General features: G+C 58.6%; 18 protein-coding genes. 7 read left to right on the plus strand and 11 right to left on the minus strand.

The features are described from left to right. Positions 1–16 precede the first annotated feature (16 nt). The 4 genes from tauD to tauA are packed head-to-tail and all read right to left on the minus strand — an operon-like array spanning position 17 to position 3,432. The gene (gene tauD, locus EKL29_RS11815; protein ID WP_126689786.1) at positions 17–856 is read right to left on the minus strand and encodes a taurine dioxygenase; all 840 of its coding nucleotides are present in this window, start codon (positions 854–856) and stop codon (positions 17–19) included. Then, a complete protein-coding gene (gene tauC, locus EKL29_RS11820) occupies positions 853–1,677 on the minus strand; it encodes a taurine ABC transporter permease TauC (protein WP_120457337.1) in 825 nt (274 codons plus the stop codon). Before tauC ends, tauD begins: the two co-directional genes overlap by 4 nt. Continuing rightward, positions 1,674–2,441: a taurine ABC transporter ATP-binding subunit gene (gene tauB / locus EKL29_RS11825; protein ID WP_126689787.1), complete on the minus strand. Its 768-nt coding sequence runs from the start codon at positions 2,439–2,441 to the stop codon at positions 1,674–1,676. Before tauB ends, tauC begins: the two co-directional genes overlap by 4 nt. Before the next feature lie 10 nt (positions 2,442–2,451). Continuing rightward, positions 2,452–3,432, minus strand: coding sequence for a taurine ABC transporter substrate-binding protein (gene tauA / locus EKL29_RS11830; protein WP_120457332.1), 981 nt, complete (start codon positions 3,430–3,432; stop codon positions 2,452–2,454). A 235-nt stretch (positions 3,433–3,667) separates the two neighbouring features. Here tauA and EKL29_RS11835 point away from each other — a divergent pair, with 235 nt between their 5' ends. Then, positions 3,668–4,648 (plus strand): LacI family DNA-binding transcriptional regulator, encoded by a 981-nt coding sequence (locus EKL29_RS11835; protein ID WP_126689788.1) that lies wholly within the window; start codon positions 3,668–3,670, stop codon positions 4,646–4,648. Position 4,649: 1 nt separating this feature from the next. Here EKL29_RS11835 and EKL29_RS11840 read toward each other — a convergent pair whose 3' ends face one another. After that, complete coding sequence (locus tag EKL29_RS11840) at positions 4,650–5,252, minus strand: LysE family translocator (protein ID WP_126689789.1); 603 nt, start codon at positions 5,250–5,252, stop codon at positions 4,650–4,652. A 57-nt stretch (positions 5,253–5,309) separates the two neighbouring features. Here EKL29_RS11840 and EKL29_RS11845 point away from each other — a divergent pair, with 57 nt between their 5' ends. The 3 genes from EKL29_RS11845 (at position 5,310) to EKL29_RS11855 (ending at position 7,472) form a co-directional block, all read left to right on the plus strand. Next, positions 5,310–6,326, plus strand: a complete 1,017-nt coding sequence (locus tag EKL29_RS11845; protein ID WP_126689790.1) for a hydrolase — start codon at positions 5,310–5,312, stop codon at positions 6,324–6,326. Then, positions 6,323–6,541: a YheU family protein gene (locus tag EKL29_RS11850; RefSeq protein WP_120457323.1), complete on the plus strand. Its 219-nt coding sequence runs from the start codon at positions 6,323–6,325 to the stop codon at positions 6,539–6,541. Before EKL29_RS11845 ends, EKL29_RS11850 begins: the two co-directional genes overlap by 4 nt. A gap of 61 nt (positions 6,542–6,602) precedes the next feature. Continuing rightward, positions 6,603–7,472: a phosphoribulokinase gene (locus EKL29_RS11855; RefSeq protein WP_120457321.1), complete on the plus strand. Its 870-nt coding sequence runs from the start codon at positions 6,603–6,605 to the stop codon at positions 7,470–7,472. Positions 7,473–7,707: 235 nt separating this feature from the next. On the opposite strand, the gene EKL29_RS11860 is transcribed toward EKL29_RS11855, so the two are convergent. Next, positions 7,708–8,112 (minus strand): OsmC family protein, encoded by a 405-nt coding sequence (locus EKL29_RS11860; RefSeq protein WP_120457319.1) that lies wholly within the window; start codon positions 8,110–8,112, stop codon positions 7,708–7,710. A 300-nt stretch (positions 8,113–8,412) separates the two neighbouring features. Here EKL29_RS11860 and crp point away from each other — a divergent pair, with 300 nt between their 5' ends. Both crp and EKL29_RS11870 read left to right on the plus strand, forming a co-directional pair. Then, positions 8,413–9,045 (plus strand): cAMP-activated global transcriptional regulator CRP, encoded by a 633-nt coding sequence (gene crp / locus EKL29_RS11865; RefSeq protein WP_000242758.1) that lies wholly within the window; start codon positions 8,413–8,415, stop codon positions 9,043–9,045. A gap of 58 nt (positions 9,046–9,103) precedes the next feature. Next, positions 9,104–11,179, plus strand: coding sequence for a YccS/YhfK family putative transporter (locus EKL29_RS11870; RefSeq protein WP_120457317.1), 2,076 nt, complete (start codon positions 9,104–9,106; stop codon positions 11,177–11,179). Here the strand turns inward: EKL29_RS11870 and EKL29_RS11875 are convergent, their stop codons facing one another. The 5 genes from EKL29_RS11875 to ppiA all read right to left on the minus strand — a co-directional run bounded on the left by EKL29_RS11875 (position 11,180) and on the right by ppiA (position 14,555). Continuing rightward, positions 11,180–12,400 (minus strand): aspartate aminotransferase family protein, encoded by a 1,221-nt coding sequence (locus EKL29_RS11875; protein WP_120457315.1) that lies wholly within the window; start codon positions 12,398–12,400, stop codon positions 11,180–11,182. A gap of 88 nt (positions 12,401–12,488) precedes the next feature. Then, the gene (locus EKL29_RS11880) at positions 12,489–13,064 is read right to left on the minus strand and encodes an aminodeoxychorismate synthase component II (RefSeq protein ID WP_120457313.1); all 576 of its coding nucleotides are present in this window, start codon (positions 13,062–13,064) and stop codon (positions 12,489–12,491) included. Positions 13,065–13,105: 41 nt separating this feature from the next. Further along, positions 13,106–13,702, minus strand: coding sequence for a putative adenosine monophosphate-protein transferase Fic (locus EKL29_RS11885; protein WP_120457312.1), 597 nt, complete (start codon positions 13,700–13,702; stop codon positions 13,106–13,108). Then, positions 13,689–13,871: a YhfG family protein gene (locus tag EKL29_RS11890; RefSeq protein WP_120457310.1), complete on the minus strand. Its 183-nt coding sequence runs from the start codon at positions 13,869–13,871 to the stop codon at positions 13,689–13,691. Before EKL29_RS11890 ends, EKL29_RS11885 begins: the two co-directional genes overlap by 14 nt. A 111-nt stretch (positions 13,872–13,982) precedes the next feature. Then, positions 13,983–14,555 carry a peptidylprolyl isomerase A gene (ppiA, locus tag EKL29_RS11895; RefSeq protein ID WP_120457308.1) on the minus strand — a complete coding sequence of 191 codons (573 nt, stop codon included), beginning with the start codon at positions 14,553–14,555 and terminating at the stop codon, positions 13,983–13,985. A gap of 261 nt (positions 14,556–14,816) precedes the next feature. Here ppiA and tsgA point away from each other — a divergent pair, with 261 nt between their 5' ends. After that, positions 14,817–15,995: an MFS transporter TsgA gene (gene tsgA / locus EKL29_RS11900; RefSeq protein ID WP_120457391.1), complete on the plus strand. Its 1,179-nt coding sequence runs from the start codon at positions 14,817–14,819 to the stop codon at positions 15,993–15,995. Positions 15,996–16,107: the final 112 nt, after the last annotated feature.

Genomic DNA, 16,107 nt, shown 5'->3' on the forward strand with positions numbered 1-16,107 from the left:
AGCCCGGTACGGACGTTTAAAAAGGCCGATCCCCCAGCACCGTCGCCCGATGCATCACCCGCCTTGCCGGATAATAATCCGCATTCGCATAGTGCTGCGTCACGCGATTATCCCAGATCGCTACGTCATTTGGCTGCCAGCGCCAGCGCACCTGGAACTCCGGCTTAGTGGCATGTGCGTATAAGAGCGCAAGCACGGCGTCGCTCTCTTTTTCGCTCAGCTCTACAATCCGCGTAGTAAATCCTTCATTAACGAACAGCGCCTTGCGTCCGCTTACCGGATGAGTGCGGATCACCGGATGCTGCACCGGCGGATGCTTCGCTACCGCCTCCTGCCAGCGCTGGTGCTCCTCTGCGGTACGGCGATATTTATACTCCTGGAACGACTTTTTGAAATCATGCTCGGCGTGCAGCCCTTCCAGCAGGGTTTTGATCGGCGCCGAAAGGGTTTCAAAGGCGGCGATGCCGCTCGCCCACAAGGTATCGCCGCCCGATTCAGGCAAAAGCTTCGACGCCAGAATCGCCACCGCCGGCGGCGTGTTGATAAAGGTAACGTCGGTGTGCCAGTTATCGTTGTCCGGCGGATTATCCTGGTGGGTATCCAGCACGATAATCTCCTCTGCGCCTTCAGCGTGCGGATAAACCGGATGAATATGCAGGTCGCCGAAGCGCGCTGCCAGCGCGCGCTGCTGGTGCGGCGTAATCAGCTGATCGCGCAGAAACAGCACCTGATGGCGCAGCAACGCGTGATAGAGCTGCTCAAACTGGGTGTCGCTGAGCGGTCGGGTTAAATCGAGATTCGACACCTGCGCGCCAATATAAGGGCCGAGCGCCGTGATATTCAGCTTTTCATTCATTGTTGTTCTCCATTCCAGGGCGTCAGACGACGCTGCAGGGCGCGCAGCCCGAGTTCTAAGGTAAAAGCAATCAGCGCGATAACCGCGATACCCGCCAGCACCACGTCGGTTGCCAGAAATTCTCCGGCGGACTGCACCATAAATCCCAGCCCGCGCGTCGCGGCGATCAGCTCTGCCGCCACCAGCGTCGACCAGCCGACACCTAAGCCGATACGCAGCCCCGTCAGGATCTCCGGCAGCGCGCCAGGCAGGATCACCCAGCGCAGCAATTGCCAGCGGCTGGCGCCCAGCGACTGCGCGGCGCGTATCCGCACCTGCTGCGTATTACGTACGCCCGCCAGGGTCGAAAGCGTCACCGGCGCGAAGATGGCCAGATAGATCAAGAGGATTTTGGAGGTCTCGCCGATGCCGAACCAAATCACCATCAGCGGCAAATAGGCGAGCGGCGGGACGGGACGGTAAAGCTCAATCAGCGGATCGAGCAGGCCGCGCACCGCCGGGCTCAGGCCCATGGCGATGCCGACCGGAATACCGATCGCCGCCGCGGCGAACAGCGCAACCAGCATGCGCGTCAGGCTGGCGGCGAGATGCTGCCATAGCGTGGCGTCCATAAACCCCTGAGGACTGGCGATCAGCAGCAGCTTGCTCAGCACCTGCTGCGGCGCAGGTAAAAACAGCGGACTAATCAGGCCCAGCGCCGTGACGCTCCACCAGATCAGCAGCAGCAGCGCCAGGCTCAGCAGGCTGAGGCTGAACGGGCGGGAGAAAGGCCAGCGCAGACGACGCGCCGCGGTGGTTTTATCGTTGATGACCGCGCTCATACAAAGGACTCCCGCTGTTCGAATACCCGGTTCAGCACATATTCGCGCTGTTCAATAAACGCGGGATCGGATTTGATGGCGCGGCAGGGTTCACCAGCGGCGAAGCGCTGGCCGAAGTTAAGCTTCAGGCGCTCCACAATGCGACCCGGCCCCGGCGAGAGCAGCACCAGTTCGCTGGCCAGGAAAACAGCTTCTTCTATATCGTGAGTAATCAGGAAAATTTGTTTGCCGCTGTCGCGCCACAGCGTCAGCAGCAGGGTCTGCATCTGCTCGCGGGTAAAGGCATCCAGCGCGCCAAAGGGCTCGTCAAGCAGCAGCAGTTGCGGATCCGCCGCCAGCGCACGCGCGATGCCGACGCGCTGACGCTGACCGCCGGAAAGCTGCCAGACAGGACGATTTTCCGCCCCTTCAAGCCCGACCTTTTTTAGCAGCCGCCGCGCGATAGCGTTGCGTTCGCTGCGCGCCATCCCGGCGAGCTGAAGACCAAAGGCGACATTGTCCAGCACGTTGCGCCAGGGCAGCAGCCCCTCATGCTGGAACACCACGCCGCGCTCCGCGCCTGGCCCGCTGATAGCGTTGCCTTCCAGCGTGATGCTGCCCGACTCTACCGGCAAAAAGCCGGCGATCAGGTTAAGCAGCGTCGTTTTGCCGCAGCCCGATGGGCCGAGCACCACCAGCAGTTCGCCTTTATCGAGCTGCAGGCTGATATCCTGCAGCGCAGGTCGTCCGGCATAGCGCGCGTTAAGATGAGCAATGCGCAGCATGGCGTTCTCCTTACTGTTTCGCCAGCGGCTCGACAAAGCGGCTGGTGACGAAATCGCTGTAGTCGGCCTTCGCCTGCGGCACCTTGCCCTGTTCTTTCAGGAAGCTGGCCGTATCGACGATCGCTTTATTCACCGGCTTGCCCAGCTGCTCTACCTGCTGCTGCGCCGTGAGGTAGGTATTGCCTTTCACCAGATCCGCTATCTGCGCTTCGGGCACGCCGCTCAGACGCGACAGCTTGCTCAGATTATCTGGCTGCTTCAGCCACTGGTCCGGATTATTAAGGTAAGGCTTTTGCGCCTCAATGGCGCTGCGGGCGAAAGCCGTTACTATGTCAGGATGCGCGCTGGCGAAATCTTTGCGCACCACCCAGACGTCAAGCGTCGGCGAGCCCCACTGCCCTACCTGCGAAGAGTCCGTTAGCACCTTGCCATCTTTCTCCAGCTCGTTGACGGCGGGCGCCCAGACATAGGCGCCGTCGATATCCCCACGCTGCCAGGCGGCGATAATCGCGGGCGGCTGCAGATTTACCAGCTGCACCTCTGTCGGCTTGATGCCCCAGTGCTTCAGCGCCGCCAGCAGGCTGTAGTGGGTAGTGGAAATAAACGGCACGGCGATGCGTTTACCGATCAGATCTTTCGGGCCGCCAATCCCCTTTTTCACCACCAGCGCTTCGGAGCTGCCGAGCTGCGACGCCAGTAAAAAAGCTTCGATCGGTAATTGCTGCGTGGCGGCCACGGCCAGCGGGCTGGAGCCGATATTACCGATCTGCACATCGCCCGACGCCAGCGCGCGCAGCACGCCCGCGCCGCTGTCGAACTTACGCCAGTCAACGGTCGCGCCGCTCTCTCGCGCAAAGGTGTTGTCCGCCTGCGCCACTTTCGCCGGTTCGGCAGAGGTCTGATACGCCACCGTCACATTGACGGCCTGCGCCTGAAACACCCACAGCGAAAGCGCTGCGGCCAACATCGTTAAAGGTCTTTTTACTGCCATGAAATCGCACTCCGCCAGGCTCTTATGATGGGCGCAGTGTCGCCAGCGGCAGTGATTTCATAAAGGAATTAAAAATTATTCATAATAAAAAGATGTTCTTAGATCATGATCGGCAAAGCTGATGCGAAATCTGGCAATGAGCGACCGATTATTCAGACAAAATGGCAGGCGCTCACATTGCCGCTGTGTTATTGATAGGGCTCCCTGTTAACCGGCAAGAAAGGTATGCGGCAATATGTCCATTGAGAAGGTCGCGCTGCTGGCGGGCGTCTCTAAAGCTACGGTATCCCGCGTGCTTAATGCGCATCCAGGCGTAAAAGCGGACACGCGCGACCGGGTGCTGGCGGCGATCTCCGCCAGCGAATACCAGCCCAACCTGCTTGCGCGCCAGCTGCGCACCGCCCAGAGCCATATGCTGCTGGTGCTGATTTCCGATATCACTAATCCCTTCTGCTCGCGCGTGGTGCAAGGCATCGAGGCAGAAGCGGAAGCGCAGGGCTACCATATTCTTCTCTGCAACTCCGCCTCGCAGCTGCGGCGAGAATCCGCCTGGCTCGGTCTGCTGACCGGCAAGGTGGTTAATGGCGTTATCACCATGGATGCGGCCTCTACGCTACAGGATATCGCCGCCCTGATTGGCGACGCGCCCTGGGTGCAGTGCGCAGAATACGATCCCGCCATAGCAGCCTCTTCCGTCGCCATTGATAACCGCGGCGCGGCGCGCGAAACCGTGCGCTATCTGGCAGGCAAAGGCCGTCGCCGTATCGGACTGGTTAACAGCGATATGCGCTACCTCTATTCGCATCAGCGTGAGGCGGGCTATCGCGAAGAGCTGGAACAGCTGGGGCTGCCGTGGCGCGGCGTGGCCTATGCCGAAGAGATTTCATGCGAGGCGGGCAGCCAGGCGCTGCGTCAGCTGTTGCAGCAGCCTGAGCCACCGGATGCGGTGCTGGCGGTGTCGGACGTGCTGGCGGTAGGCGTGGTGCATGCCGCGCTGGAGGCGGGCCTGCGCGTTCCGGAGGATCTCGCCGTCGTCGGCTTTGACGGCATTCCCTTCACTCGCAGCCTGAATCCGCCGCTCACCACCGTTGAACAGCCGATGTATCAGCTTGGCGCGCGCAGCGTTCAGCTTTTGCTGCAGCGTATTCGCCGCCCGACGTCGCCGGTGGTGCGCGATCTGCTGCCGTGGAAGCGCGTCGAGCGCGCCTCCAGCTAGTTCAACGCCAGATAAGCAGCACGCAGGCAGCGGTCAGCAGGCCCATCGCCACATTAAAGAGGGTCCAGGCGCGGCGGCTTTGCAGGATACGGCCAATCAGCGCGCCGAAACCGATCCAGATAATGCCCGCCACCAGGTTAACCAGAAACATGCCAAAGCTGATAGCCATGACCGAATGCAGATAGGCAGCGCCGGCAAGACTAAAGCTCGCGACCGCGCCCAGCGCCATCAGCCAGGCTTTCGGGTTTATCAGCTGCAGCAGGCCGCCCTGCCAGAACGGCATCGGTTTTGGCGGCGCGTCGCCGGTTTCCAGCTTCTCATAGGCGGCAGTGGCGATTTTCCAGGCCAGCCAGAGCAGATAAAGGCTGCCGGCGATCTTGAGGATAAGGTGCAGCGCGGGATAGAGCAGGATCAGGCCGCCGACGCCGAACGCCACCATCAGCAGCATCACCTGCATGCCGATCATAATGCCGACCATTAACGGCAAGGTACGCCAGAAGCCGAAATTGGCGCCGGAGGCGGTGAGTAACATATTATTAGGGCCTGGCGTGATGGCGGCGACCCAGAGAAAACCTAACATTGAAAAAAACAGGCTCAGTTCCATGAACGGGTGCTCCTCACCCCAGACTTGCGACAAACTTAACGAAGCTAACAGTGTGATATGGATCAGACAAGCCCTGGCGGCATGAATTTTACTCCTGACGCGACAGCGGGCTTTATGCCGCCGCGCGCCCTGCGCAATCCGCATCTGCAGACGGTGCTGCCGCGTCTGGTGCGTCGTCGTCTGCTGCTGCGTCCGCACTGGCAGCGCCTTGATTTGCCGGACGGCGACTTCGTCGATCTCGCCTGGAGCGAAGATCCGCAGCAGGCGAGCCATAAGCCGCGCGTGGTGTTGTTTCACGGTCTGGAGGGCAACTTTCACAGTCCTTATGCCCACGGGCTGATGCATGCCTGCCAGCGGCAGGGCTGGCTCGGCGTCGTGATGCATTTTCGCGGCTGCGGCGGCGAACCGAACCGCCTGCATCGTATCTATCACTCTGGCGAAACCGAAGACGCCGCCTTTTTTCTGCGCTGGCTGAAAACGCGCTGGGGCGATGCGCCGACCGCCGCGGTAGGCGTTTCGCTCGGCGGCAATATGCTGGGCTGCCTGCTCGGCAGGCTGGGCGAGGCGGCGCCGCTCGACGCCGGGGTTATCGTCTCTGCGCCGCTGCTGCTGGAGCCGTGCAGTCTGAAGCTTGAACAGGGCTTTTCACGCTTTTATCAACGCTATCTGCTCGATCAGCTGAAAAAGAACGCCGAGCGTAAACTGCGCGCCTGGCCGGGCACGCTGCCGGTAGATTTGCTGCAGCTTAAGGCGCTGCGCCGCCTGCGCGATTTTGACGACGCCATCACCGCCCGCGCCCACGGCTTTCTTGATGCGGGCGACTATTACCGGCGCGCCAGCGCTATGCCGCTGTTAAAAAAGGTGCGTAAACCCTTGCTGATCATTCACGCCAAAGACGATCCTTTTATGACTGATGAGGTGATCCCACTGCCGGAGCAGCTCTCAGCCAGCACCCTCTATCAACTTACGCCGCATGGCGGACACGTTGGCTTTGTCGGCGGCACGCTGCGTCAACCGCAGATGTGGCTCGAACAACGTGTGCCGCAGTGGCTTACACAATGGCTCTCATCATGATTATTCCCTGGCAACAACTCGATCCCGATACGCTTACCAACCTGATTGAAGCCTTTGTGCTGCGCGAAGGCACTGACTATGGCGAGCAGGAGCGCAGCCTGGCGCAAAAAGTCGATGATGTGCGCCGCCAGCTGGAGCGCGGCGACGTCGTGCTGGTCTGGTCGGAACTGCATGAAACTATCAATATTATGCCGCGCAGCGAATTTCGCGGCTGATGCGTCGACGCGCTTTTCGTGTTAACTATGCTCATCGCCCGACTCTACAGGGAGCTTTTCCATGTCAGCACGACATCCGATTATTGCGGTAACCGGCTCCAGCGGCGCCGGCACCACCACCACCAGCCTGGCGTTCCGTAAAATTTTTCAGCAGCTCAACCTGCATGCCGCCGAGCTGGAGGGCGACAGCTTCCACCGCTATACGCGGCCGGAAATGGATATGGCTATCCGCAAGGCGCGCGACTTAGGGCGCCACGTCAGCTATTTCGGTCCGGAAGCCAATGATTTCGGTCTGCTGGAGCAAACCTTTACCGACTACGGCAACGAAGGGAAAGGCCAGTCGCGCAAGTATCTGCATACCTACGACGAAGCCGTTCCCTGGAATCAGGTGCCTGGCACCTTTACGCCCTGGCAGCCGCTGCCGGAAAATACCGACGTGCTGTTCTATGAAGGACTCCACGGCGGCGTAGTGACGCAGCAGCATAATGTGGCGGAGAAAGTCGATCTGCTGGTAGGGGTTGTGCCGATCGTTAACCTGGAGTGGATCCAGAAGCTGGTGCGCGACACCAGCGAACGCGGTCACTCGCGCGAAGCCGTGATGGATTCCGTGGTTCGCTCGATGGAGGATTACATCAACTTCATTACGCCGCAGTTTTCACGCACCCATATCAACTTCCAGCGCGTCCCTACCGTCGATACCTCAAACCCGTTCGCCGCGCGTGAGATCCCGTCGCTGGACGAGAGCTTTGTGGTTATTCACTTCCGCGGGCTGGAAAATATCGACTTCCCCTATCTGCTGGCGATGCTGCAGGGTTCGTTTATTTCGCATATGAATACCCTGGTGGTGCCGGGCGGTAAAATGGGGCTGGCGATGGAGCTGATTATGGCACCGCTGGTGCAGCGACTGATGGAAGGGAAGCAGATCGCCTGACCGGCTGTGGTCGCAGGTGGTCGCAGGTGGTAAGACCGAGGTGGTCGCGGATGGCAAGGCCCGATCGCAAAGACGCAAAAGAGGGCATCCGGAACGCAAAGAGCGGGTGAGATGGGCAGAGGAGCAAAGCGTCCCGCGACAAGGATGTCGCGGGCCGAGCGCGCATGGATGCCTTGAGCGACTTTGCGATCGGCCCATTTCACCCGCGCGAGCTCGTTGCTAAAGGCAACCAGCCTTACAGCTCAATCACCTCATAGCTATGGGTAATCTCAACGCCCTTGCCCAGCATTAACGCCACCGAACAATACTTCTCCGCTGAGAGATCTACCGCGCGCGCCACGGCTTTATCGCTCAGCGCTTTGCCGCTGACCACAAAGTGCAGGTTAATATGGGTAAACAGACGCGGCGCCTCTTCGCGACGCTCTGAGGTCAGCTTCACCTCGCAGTCCGCCACCTCGTTGCGCCCTTTCTGTAAAATAGAGACCACGTCGATGGCACTGCAGCCGCCCGTCGCCATCAGCACCATCTCCATCGGACTTGGCGCTTTATCGCCGGAGTTGCCGTCCATCAGAATCTGATGTCCCGACGCCGACTCGCCGAGAAAGGTTAACCCTTCGACCCACTTCACTCGTGCCTGCATGTTTCCACCTCAAGAATAGCCCGTTTGCCGCCAGAGTACGCGTTCACCTGACAAACAGCAATCCAGAGTAATCCCCCCTTTGCTGAAGCGAGACAACAGAAGACAGTCGGCAAAAGCTGTGCTACAAACAGTGCTGAAAATAGTTCGTTCTGTTAAGGACGAAGACGGGACACATCAAGCGCCTGCCGCAAAATAAGGCCCGAATAATCTCCTTCAGGAGAAACGCTTGAAGCTTTCATCGCCTGGCAGGGAATAATCCCCCCGCGTTTTGGGCACGATTACAACAGAGGATAATAGCGAATGGTTCTCGGCAAACCGCAAACAGACCCTACACTCGAATGGTTCCTGTCCCATTGCCATATTCACAAATATCCATCCAAAAGTACGCTGATTCATCAGGGTGAGAAGGCTGAAACCCTCTACTACATCGTGAAAGGTTCCGTTGCGGTACTTATCAAAGATGAAGAGGGCAAAGAGATGATCCTCTCTTACCTGAATCAGGGTGATTTTATCGGCGAGCTTGGCCTGTTTGAAGAAGGTCAGGAGCGCAGCGCCTGGGTACGCGCTAAAACCGCGTGCGAAGTGGCGGAGATTTCCTACAAGAAATTCCGTCAGCTTATCCAGGTGAACCCGGATATTTTAATGCGTCTCTCGTCGCAGATGGCGCGCCGTCTGCAGGTCACATCGGAAAAAGTAGGCAATTTAGCTTTCCTCGACGTTACCGGACGTATTGCACAAACCCTGCTTAACCTGGCTAAACAGCCAGACGCCATGACGCATCCCGACGGCATGCAAATCAAAATTACTCGTCAGGAAATTGGCCAAATCGTTGGTTGCTCACGCGAAACCGTGGGCCGCATTTTGAAAATGCTGGAAGACCAGAATCTGATTTCCGCACACGGCAAAACCATTGTCGTTTACGGCACCCGCTGATTTCCTCTCACTCACGGCGTGATTTCTCAGTCACGCCGTTACTGCTTTTAGCGAAGTGATGTGGCGTCGAATCATCTATCACCCCGAAGTTAACTATGCCCTGCGGCAGACGCTGGTGCTGTGCATTCCCGTGGCACTCGGCTGGCTGTTCGGCGATCTGCAAAAAGGGCTGCTCTTCTCTCTCGTTCCTGCCTGCTGTAACGTCGCGGGCCTGGATACGCCGCACAAACGCTTCTTCAAACGTCTGATTGTCGGCGGCTCGCTGTTTGCGCTCGGCAGTTTCCTGATCCAGCTCTTAACGCTGAAAGGCGTGCCGCTGCCTGCCGTGCTCTTTGTTCTGCCGCTGCTGCTGGGCGTTACCGGCGAAATCAGCCCTCTGCACGGGCGTTTGCTCTCAGGGACGCTGGTGGCGGCCATCTTTACGCTAAGCCTGATCGGCCGCATGCCGATCTATGTGCCGCCGCTGCTCTATATCGGCGGCACGCTCTGGTATGGACTCTTCAACTGGTTCTGGTTCTGGCTGTGGAAAGAGCAGCCGATGCGCGAAACCCTGAGCCTGATCTACCGCGAACTGGCGGATTACTGCGACGCGAAATATACGCTGCTGACCCAGCTTACCGATCCGGAAAAAGCGTTGCCCCCGCTGCTGGCGCGCCAGCAGAAAGCGGTCGATTTGATTAACACCTGCTATCAGCAGATGCATATGCTCTCCGCCAGCCGCGACAACAGCCATAAACGGCTGACGCGCGCTTTTCAGGTGGCGCTCGATCTGCAGGAGCATATCTCTGTCAGCCTGCATCAGCCAGAGGAGGTGCAGAAACTGGTAGAGCGCAGCCATGCAGAAGCGGTAATACGCTGGAACGCCAACATTATCTCGGCACGACTGCGCGCGCTCGCCGACGCCATTCTTTACCACCAGCTGCCGAGCCGTTTCGATATGGATAAGCCGCTCGGCGCGCTGGAGAAGATCGCCCGTCAGCATCCCGATAACCCGGTGGGCCACTTCTGCTTCTACCACTTCAGCCGCATCGCGCGCGTGCTGCGCACGCAAAAACCGCTCTATCAGCGCGACCTGATGACCGATCGCCAGCGCCGTCTGCCGCTGCTTGCCGCGTTGCGCAGCTATCTGTCGCTGAAGTCCTCTGCGCTGCGCACGGCGGCGCGCTTCGCCGTGATGCTGATGTTCGGCAGCGCGCTGGCGATGCTGTTCGATATCCCCAAGCCCTACTGGATCCTGATGACCATTATGTTTGTCAGCCAGAACGGCTACAGCGCCACGCGGGTGCGGATCCAGCACCGGGCGCTGGGCACCTTCGCCGGCCTGGTGATTGCCGCCGCCTCGCTGCGCTTCGCGGTACCGGAATCGCTGGTGCTGCTGTTTATGCTGGTGGTGACGCTGCTGAGCTATCTGGTGACGCGTAAATATTACGGCTGGTCGATGATCGGCTTTACCGTCACGGCGGTTTACTCGCTGCAGCTGCTGTCGCTAAACGGCGCGCAGTTTTTACTGCCACGCCTGATGGATACCCTGATGGGATGCCTTATCGCCTTTGGCGGCATGCTATGGCTCTGGCCGCAGTGGCAGAGCGGGCTGCTGCGTCAGAACGCCCACGACGCGCTGGAAACCTATCAGGATGCGTTGCGCCTGCTGCTGGGGCCGGAGCAGGAGGCGAAGCAGCTGGCTTATCAGCGTATGAAGGTCAACCAGGCGCATAATGCGCTGTTCAACTCGCTCAATCAGGCGATGCAGGAACCGGGCTTCAATGCGCAATACCTGAAAGATATGCGCTTATGGGTGACGCACAGCCAGTTTATCGTCGAGCATATCAACGCCATGACGATCCTTGCTCGCGAACACACTATGCTGACGCCCGATCTGGCGCAGCGTTATCTGCAGTCATGCGAAATTGCGCTACAGCGCTGCCAGCAGCGGCTGGAGTATGACGGGCCGGGATCGCAGACCAACGTGATGGCGGGCGTAGAAAACATGGATGAAGGCCCCACGACGATTCTGGAGCAGCATGTGAAGCGCATTCTGGAGCATCTGAACGTGATGCACACCATTTCGTCGCTGGCGTGGAGCCAACGGCCGCACCATGGCCGCTGGCTGATAAGGCATCTGCGGAAAAGTTGATCAGGCCGTCAGGACGCTTTCCACCGCGCGGGCAAAGCGCGTCATGCCCTCTTCAATATCGGTGGGTTCAATGACCAGCGATGGCGCAAAGCGGATCACATCGGTTCCCGCCACCAGCACCATCACGCCCTCCGCCGCAGCCGCGTGAAGGATATCGCGCGCTTTACCGGCATGCTGCGGCTTCAGCGCCGCGCCGATCAGCAAACCTTTGCCGCGAATGTCCGTAAAGAGATCATGCTTCGCGTCGAGCGCTTTCAGCGCCGTTACGAACTGCTCGCGACGCGTCTGAACGCCCTGTAGCACCTCCGGCGTATTGATGACATCCAGCGCGGCTTCCGCTACCGCGCAGGCCAGCGGGTTGCCGCCGTAGGTGGTGCCGTGTACGCCCGGCGACATGGCTGAGGCGATCTCATGGGTGGTCAGCATGGCGCTCACCGGGAAGCCGCCGCCCAGCGCTTTGGCGGTGGTGAGAATATCCGGCGTCACACCGTAGTGTTCATACGCGAACAGCTTGCCGCTGCGTCCCATGCCGCTCTGCACTTCATCCAGCACCAGCAGCGCCTGATGCTTATCGCACAGCGCGCGCAATCCCTGCATAAACTCCGGCGTGGCGGGCATAACGCCACCCTCGCCCTGAATCGGCTCAACCACGATGGCGCAGGTATGGTCATCAATAACCGCTTTGACCGCCTCCAGATCGTTAAAGGGAACGTGTACGATATCCGCTGGTTTCGGTCCAAAACCGTCGGAATATTTGGGCTGACCGCCAACGGAAACGGTAAACAGGGTACGGCCGTGAAACGCGTTGTGGAACGCGATGATTTTGGTTTTGAACGGGCTGTGGCGATGGCAGGCGTAGTAGCGCGCCAGCTTGAAAGCGGCTTCGTTCGCTTCGGCGCCGGAGTTGGCGAAAAAGACGCGCTCGGCGAAGGTGGCATCGATCAGTTTGCTGGCGAGGCGCAGCGCAGGCTCGTTGGTAAAGACATTGCTCAAATGCCACAGGGTTTCGCCCTGGGTTTTCAGCGCCTCCACCAGCGCCGGATGGCAATGGCCCAGCGCCGTTACGGCGATGCCGCCGGAAAAGTCGATATACTCTTTGCCCTGCTGATCCCAGACACGGCTGCCCTTGCCTTTTACCGGCACGAACTGCGCAGGTGCATAAACAGGCAAGATAACGTTATCGAACGTTTCCCGCGTTACCGCAATTTTCTCCGTTGCCATCGCCGACCACCTCTGATTATTTATTGAGCCACAGTGAAATAATAATCACAAAATATGCATAATAAATCATTCAAAGGCAAACATAACTTCAGGATTCGAGAAAATTACGCAGCAGCTGATGTCCCTGCTCGCTCAGAATACTTTCCGGATGAAACTGCACCCCTTCCAGCGCCAGCGCCTTGTGACGAAACCCCATAATCTCATCCGGCTCGCCCTCTTTCAGGCTCCAGGCAGTGATTTCAAAGGCGTCGGGCAGAGAATCCCACGCCACAATCAGAGAGTGGTAGCGCGTGACGGTCAGCGGTTGATTGAGATTGCGGAACACGCCGCGCTGCGTGTGGGCGATAGCGGAGGTTTTGCCGTGCATCGCCTGACGGGCGCGAACCACCTTCGCGCCATAAGCCTGGGCGATCGCCTGATGGCCCAGACAGACGCCAAGCACCGGAATGCGCCCGGCGAAGTGGCGGATCGCCGCCATCGAAATACCTGACTCATCGGGCGTGCAGGGCCCCGGCGAAATCACCAGATGCGACAGCGGCAGCGCCGCCATCTCCTCCAGCGTGATGGCATCGTTGCGTACTACGCGCACCTGCGCGCCAAGCTCGCAAAAATACTGGTAAAGGTTCCAGGTAAAGGAGTCGTAGTTGTCGATTAGCAACAGCATAGTCAGTCCAGACGGAGAAAGCCGCCGCTATTCTACGCGTTTTACAGACTGGCGCGACTCACGATGCGGGCGAATACCGCTTCCAGCGGCGCAATGTCGCCGTCCGCGCCCGCCTGGATAGCCTCTCGCCACTGCTGCTCCTCAACGTTCTGCCACGCCAGGAAATACCCGGCGTGCAGCGCCAGCTGTTCGAAGAAAATGCGCTGGGCGCGCCCGTTGCCTTCACGAAACGGATGCAGCATATGGATTTCGCAGTAGTAGTGCGCGATACGCGCCACGAAATCCTCCTGCTCAAGGTTGCGCAGCCCCTCTTCCTCTTCCAGCGCGTCCATCAGCGTATTGCCCTCTTTTTCGATATATTCGAAATGACAAAACGGCGTGTCGTCGCGCCAGATATCGATAGTGCGCAGCTCACCCGCCCAGCTATAGACATCCTGAAACAGCGTGCGGTGAATATGACGCAGGAAAGGGAGACCGATAGTGGCTGGCCCCAGCTCCAGCGTGGCGAGACGCGCGGCGCTAAACGCCAGCTCCGCCTTACGCAACTGCGCGGCGTCGTGGATTTCCAGCCGGTTTTTCAACACGTCGTCGTTTTGCCACAGATAGGGATCGCGTGCGACGCTACTATTCGGCACCATACTGCCTCCTCAGCGAGTCGAGTCGCGCTTCAGCCGCTTCAGCCTGCTCGTAAGCGCTGACAGGCTCCGCCAGCGTTAAGCCTTCCAGCCGACAGCTGGCCTGATAACTGGCGACGCGTCGCTGCTGCCAGAGCGTATTTTTCTGCTTCTCGGTGAGTTTGTTTGCCATGCCGCCTCCTGCTCAGGGTTGTCCGCACTCTCGAAGCTGAGTATAGGAGCAAATTTTCCCTTTGCCGGAAGCGGGCAAGGCGACGCCGCCAGAGGATGGCGGCGCAAAAAGTTACGGCAGGACTTTAGCAGAGAGGATAACTACCGGTTTTACCGGCACATTTTGATAAGGGCCGACATCTTTGGTAGGGACCTGGGAAATTTTGTCGGCTACATCCATTCCTTTCACAATTTTACCAAAAACCGCGTAGCCGAAGTCGCGCTGTCCATGATCGAGGAAAGCGTTATCGGCAACGTTCAGAAAGAACTGGCTGGTCGCGCTGTCTTTATCGGCGGTACGCGCCATGGAGATGGTGCCGCGCAGGTTGCGCAGACCGTTATCCGCTTCATTTTTGATCGGCGCGTTGGTCTGCTTCTGCTGCATGTCGGTAGTAAAACCGCCGCCCTGCACCATAAAGCCCGGGATCACGCGGTGAAAAATAGTGTTGTTATAGAACCCGCTGTTAACGTAGTCGACGAAGTTTTTCACCGAAACCGGCGCTTTTTGATTATTCAGTTCGAGTTCGATATTACCGGCGGACGTCGTGAACAGGACGTGCGTATCGCCTTTGGCGGCCAGCGCCGAGGCTGAAACGGAAGAGAGCGCAAACAGGGCGACCGCCGCTGTAAGAGTACGTTTAAGCATGAAAGATTCCTTACCCTGGAGAGCAGTTTTTAACGAGACTGATTGTAAAGAGCATAAAATACAAGAGCCAGCGTTTTACCGTTATTTACGCACAGCCTGTTCAGGGCAGAAGAAGCGCCTGCGCAAACGTTCTCGTGACACAAGTCACATTATGAATGAAATATGAAAGGTGATTTTCAGTCTTTATTTATTAAGATCACGGTTCCGTTTACACTTTCTGACAGTTTTATGCCGCCCTCTCTGTTTTCACAGGTTCACAACATGACAAATCGTAATCGTATTGGGCTTACCTGGATAAGCTTTTTCTCGTACGCGCTGACCGGCGCGCTGGTGATCGTCACCGGCATGGTCATGGGCGATATCGCGAAGGATTTCCAGCTGCCGATTGAAAGTATGGGCAACACCTTTACCTTTCTGAACGCCGGCATTCTGGTCTCGGTTTTCCTTAACGCCTGGCTGATGGTTATCGTGCCGCTGAAGCGCCAGCTGATTTTCGGCTTTATTCTGATGGTGCTGGCGGTGCTGGGTCTGATGACCAGCCGCGATCTCTCTGTCTTCTCGCTCTGTATGTTCGTGCTGGGCGTGGTCAGCGGCATCACTATGTCGATCGGCACCTTCCTTATTACGCATATGTATGAAGGCCGTCAGCGCGGCTCACGCCTGCTGTTTACCGACTCTTTCTTCAGCATGGCCGGTACGCTGTTTCCGGTCCTGGCTGGCATCCTGCTGGCGCGCGCGCTGCCCTGGTACTGGGTCTATGTCTGCATCGGGCTTATCTACGTTGCCATCTTCATCCTGACCCTGTGCGTCGAGTTCCCGGTGCTGCGCAAGCCGGAAAACAGCCCGACGGTGGAAAAAGAGAAATGGGGCATCGGCGTCCTGTTCCTCGCGGTAGCCGCGCTCTGCTATATCCTCGGCCAGCTCGGCTTTATCTCCTGGGTGCCTGAGTACGCTACGAAAACCATGGGCATGGATATCGCCAGCGCGGGCCAGCTGGTCGGCAACTTCTGGACCGCCTATATGGTCGGCATGTGGGTCTTCAGCTTCCTGCTGCGCTTCTTCGATCTGCAGCGCATTCTGATGGTGCTGGCCGGTCTGGCGACGCTGCTGATGTACTGGTTCGTCAGCGCCACGGACGCCAGCATGCTGCGCTGGGTGATTATGATCCTCGGCTTTAGCTCCAGCGCCATCTACACCACCATCATTACGCTCGGCTCACTGCAGACCAAAGTCTCCTCGCCGAAGCTGGTGAACTTTATCCTCACCTGCGGCACCGTCGGCACCATGCTGACCTTCGTGGTGACCAGCCCCATCGTGAAGCAAGGCGGCGTTCATGCCGCGCTGCTGACGGCCAATGGACTCTATGCCGTCGTGTTCGTGATGTGCGTACTGCTGGGCTTTGTTACCCGCCATCGCCAGCACGGCCATGCGATGCACTGATAACAAGATCGTCTAACACACCTTGTCCTGTATTAAGGGCGGCGCAAGCCGCCCTTTTCTTTTCTGGCCGCCGCAAAAAATGTGATCCAGCGCTTTTCTTAGTAGATCGAAT

The organism is Pantoea sp. YU22 (assembly GCF_003970755.1).
Taxonomy (GTDB): Bacteria; Pseudomonadota; Gammaproteobacteria; order Enterobacterales; family Enterobacteriaceae; genus Pantoea; species Pantoea piersonii.

What these genes read in the sequence shown, in the direction of transcription:
- EKL29_RS11860 (WP_120457319.1), bottom strand. Translation starts at nt 8,112, where the DNA reads ATGCAGGCACGAGTGAAGTGGGTCGAAGGGTTAACCTTTCTCGGCGAG.
- tauA (WP_120457332.1), bottom strand. Translation starts at nt 3,432, where the DNA reads ATGGCAGTAAAAAGACCTTTAACGATGTTGGCCGCAGCGCTTTCGCTG.
- crp (WP_000242758.1), top strand. Translation starts at nt 8,413, where the DNA reads ATGGTTCTCGGCAAACCGCAAACAGACCCTACACTCGAATGGTTCCTG.
- tauB (WP_126689787.1), bottom strand. Translation starts at nt 2,441, where the DNA reads ATGCTGCGCATTGCTCATCTTAACGCGCGCTATGCCGGACGACCTGCG.
- EKL29_RS11870 (WP_120457317.1), top strand. Translation starts at nt 9,104, where the DNA reads ATGTGGCGTCGAATCATCTATCACCCCGAAGTTAACTATGCCCTGCGG.
- EKL29_RS11855 (WP_120457321.1), top strand. Translation starts at nt 6,603, where the DNA reads ATGTCAGCACGACATCCGATTATTGCGGTAACCGGCTCCAGCGGCGCC.
- EKL29_RS11880 (WP_120457313.1), bottom strand. Translation starts at nt 13,064, where the DNA reads ATGCTGTTGCTAATCGACAACTACGACTCCTTTACCTGGAACCTTTAC.
- tauD (WP_126689786.1), bottom strand. Translation starts at nt 856, where the DNA reads ATGAATGAAAAGCTGAATATCACGGCGCTCGGCCCTTATATTGGCGCG.
- EKL29_RS11835 (WP_126689788.1), top strand. Translation starts at nt 3,668, where the DNA reads ATGTCCATTGAGAAGGTCGCGCTGCTGGCGGGCGTCTCTAAAGCTACG.
- EKL29_RS11885 (WP_120457312.1), bottom strand. Translation starts at nt 13,702, where the DNA reads ATGGTGCCGAATAGTAGCGTCGCACGCGATCCCTATCTGTGGCAAAAC.
- EKL29_RS11840 (WP_126689789.1), bottom strand. Translation starts at nt 5,252, where the DNA reads ATGGAACTGAGCCTGTTTTTTTCAATGTTAGGTTTTCTCTGGGTCGCC.
- EKL29_RS11845 (WP_126689790.1), top strand. Translation starts at nt 5,310, where the DNA reads ATGGATCAGACAAGCCCTGGCGGCATGAATTTTACTCCTGACGCGACA.
- EKL29_RS11890 (WP_120457310.1), bottom strand. Translation starts at nt 13,871, where the DNA reads ATGGCAAACAAACTCACCGAGAAGCAGAAAAATACGCTCTGGCAGCAG.
- EKL29_RS11850 (WP_120457323.1), top strand. Translation starts at nt 6,323, where the DNA reads ATGATTATTCCCTGGCAACAACTCGATCCCGATACGCTTACCAACCTG.
- tsgA (WP_120457391.1), top strand. Translation starts at nt 14,817, where the DNA reads ATGACAAATCGTAATCGTATTGGGCTTACCTGGATAAGCTTTTTCTCG.
- ppiA (WP_120457308.1), bottom strand. Translation starts at nt 14,555, where the DNA reads ATGCTTAAACGTACTCTTACAGCGGCGGTCGCCCTGTTTGCGCTCTCT.
- tauC (WP_120457337.1), bottom strand. Translation starts at nt 1,677, where the DNA reads ATGAGCGCGGTCATCAACGATAAAACCACCGCGGCGCGTCGTCTGCGC.
- EKL29_RS11875 (WP_120457315.1), bottom strand. Translation starts at nt 12,400, where the DNA reads ATGGCAACGGAGAAAATTGCGGTAACGCGGGAAACGTTCGATAACGTT.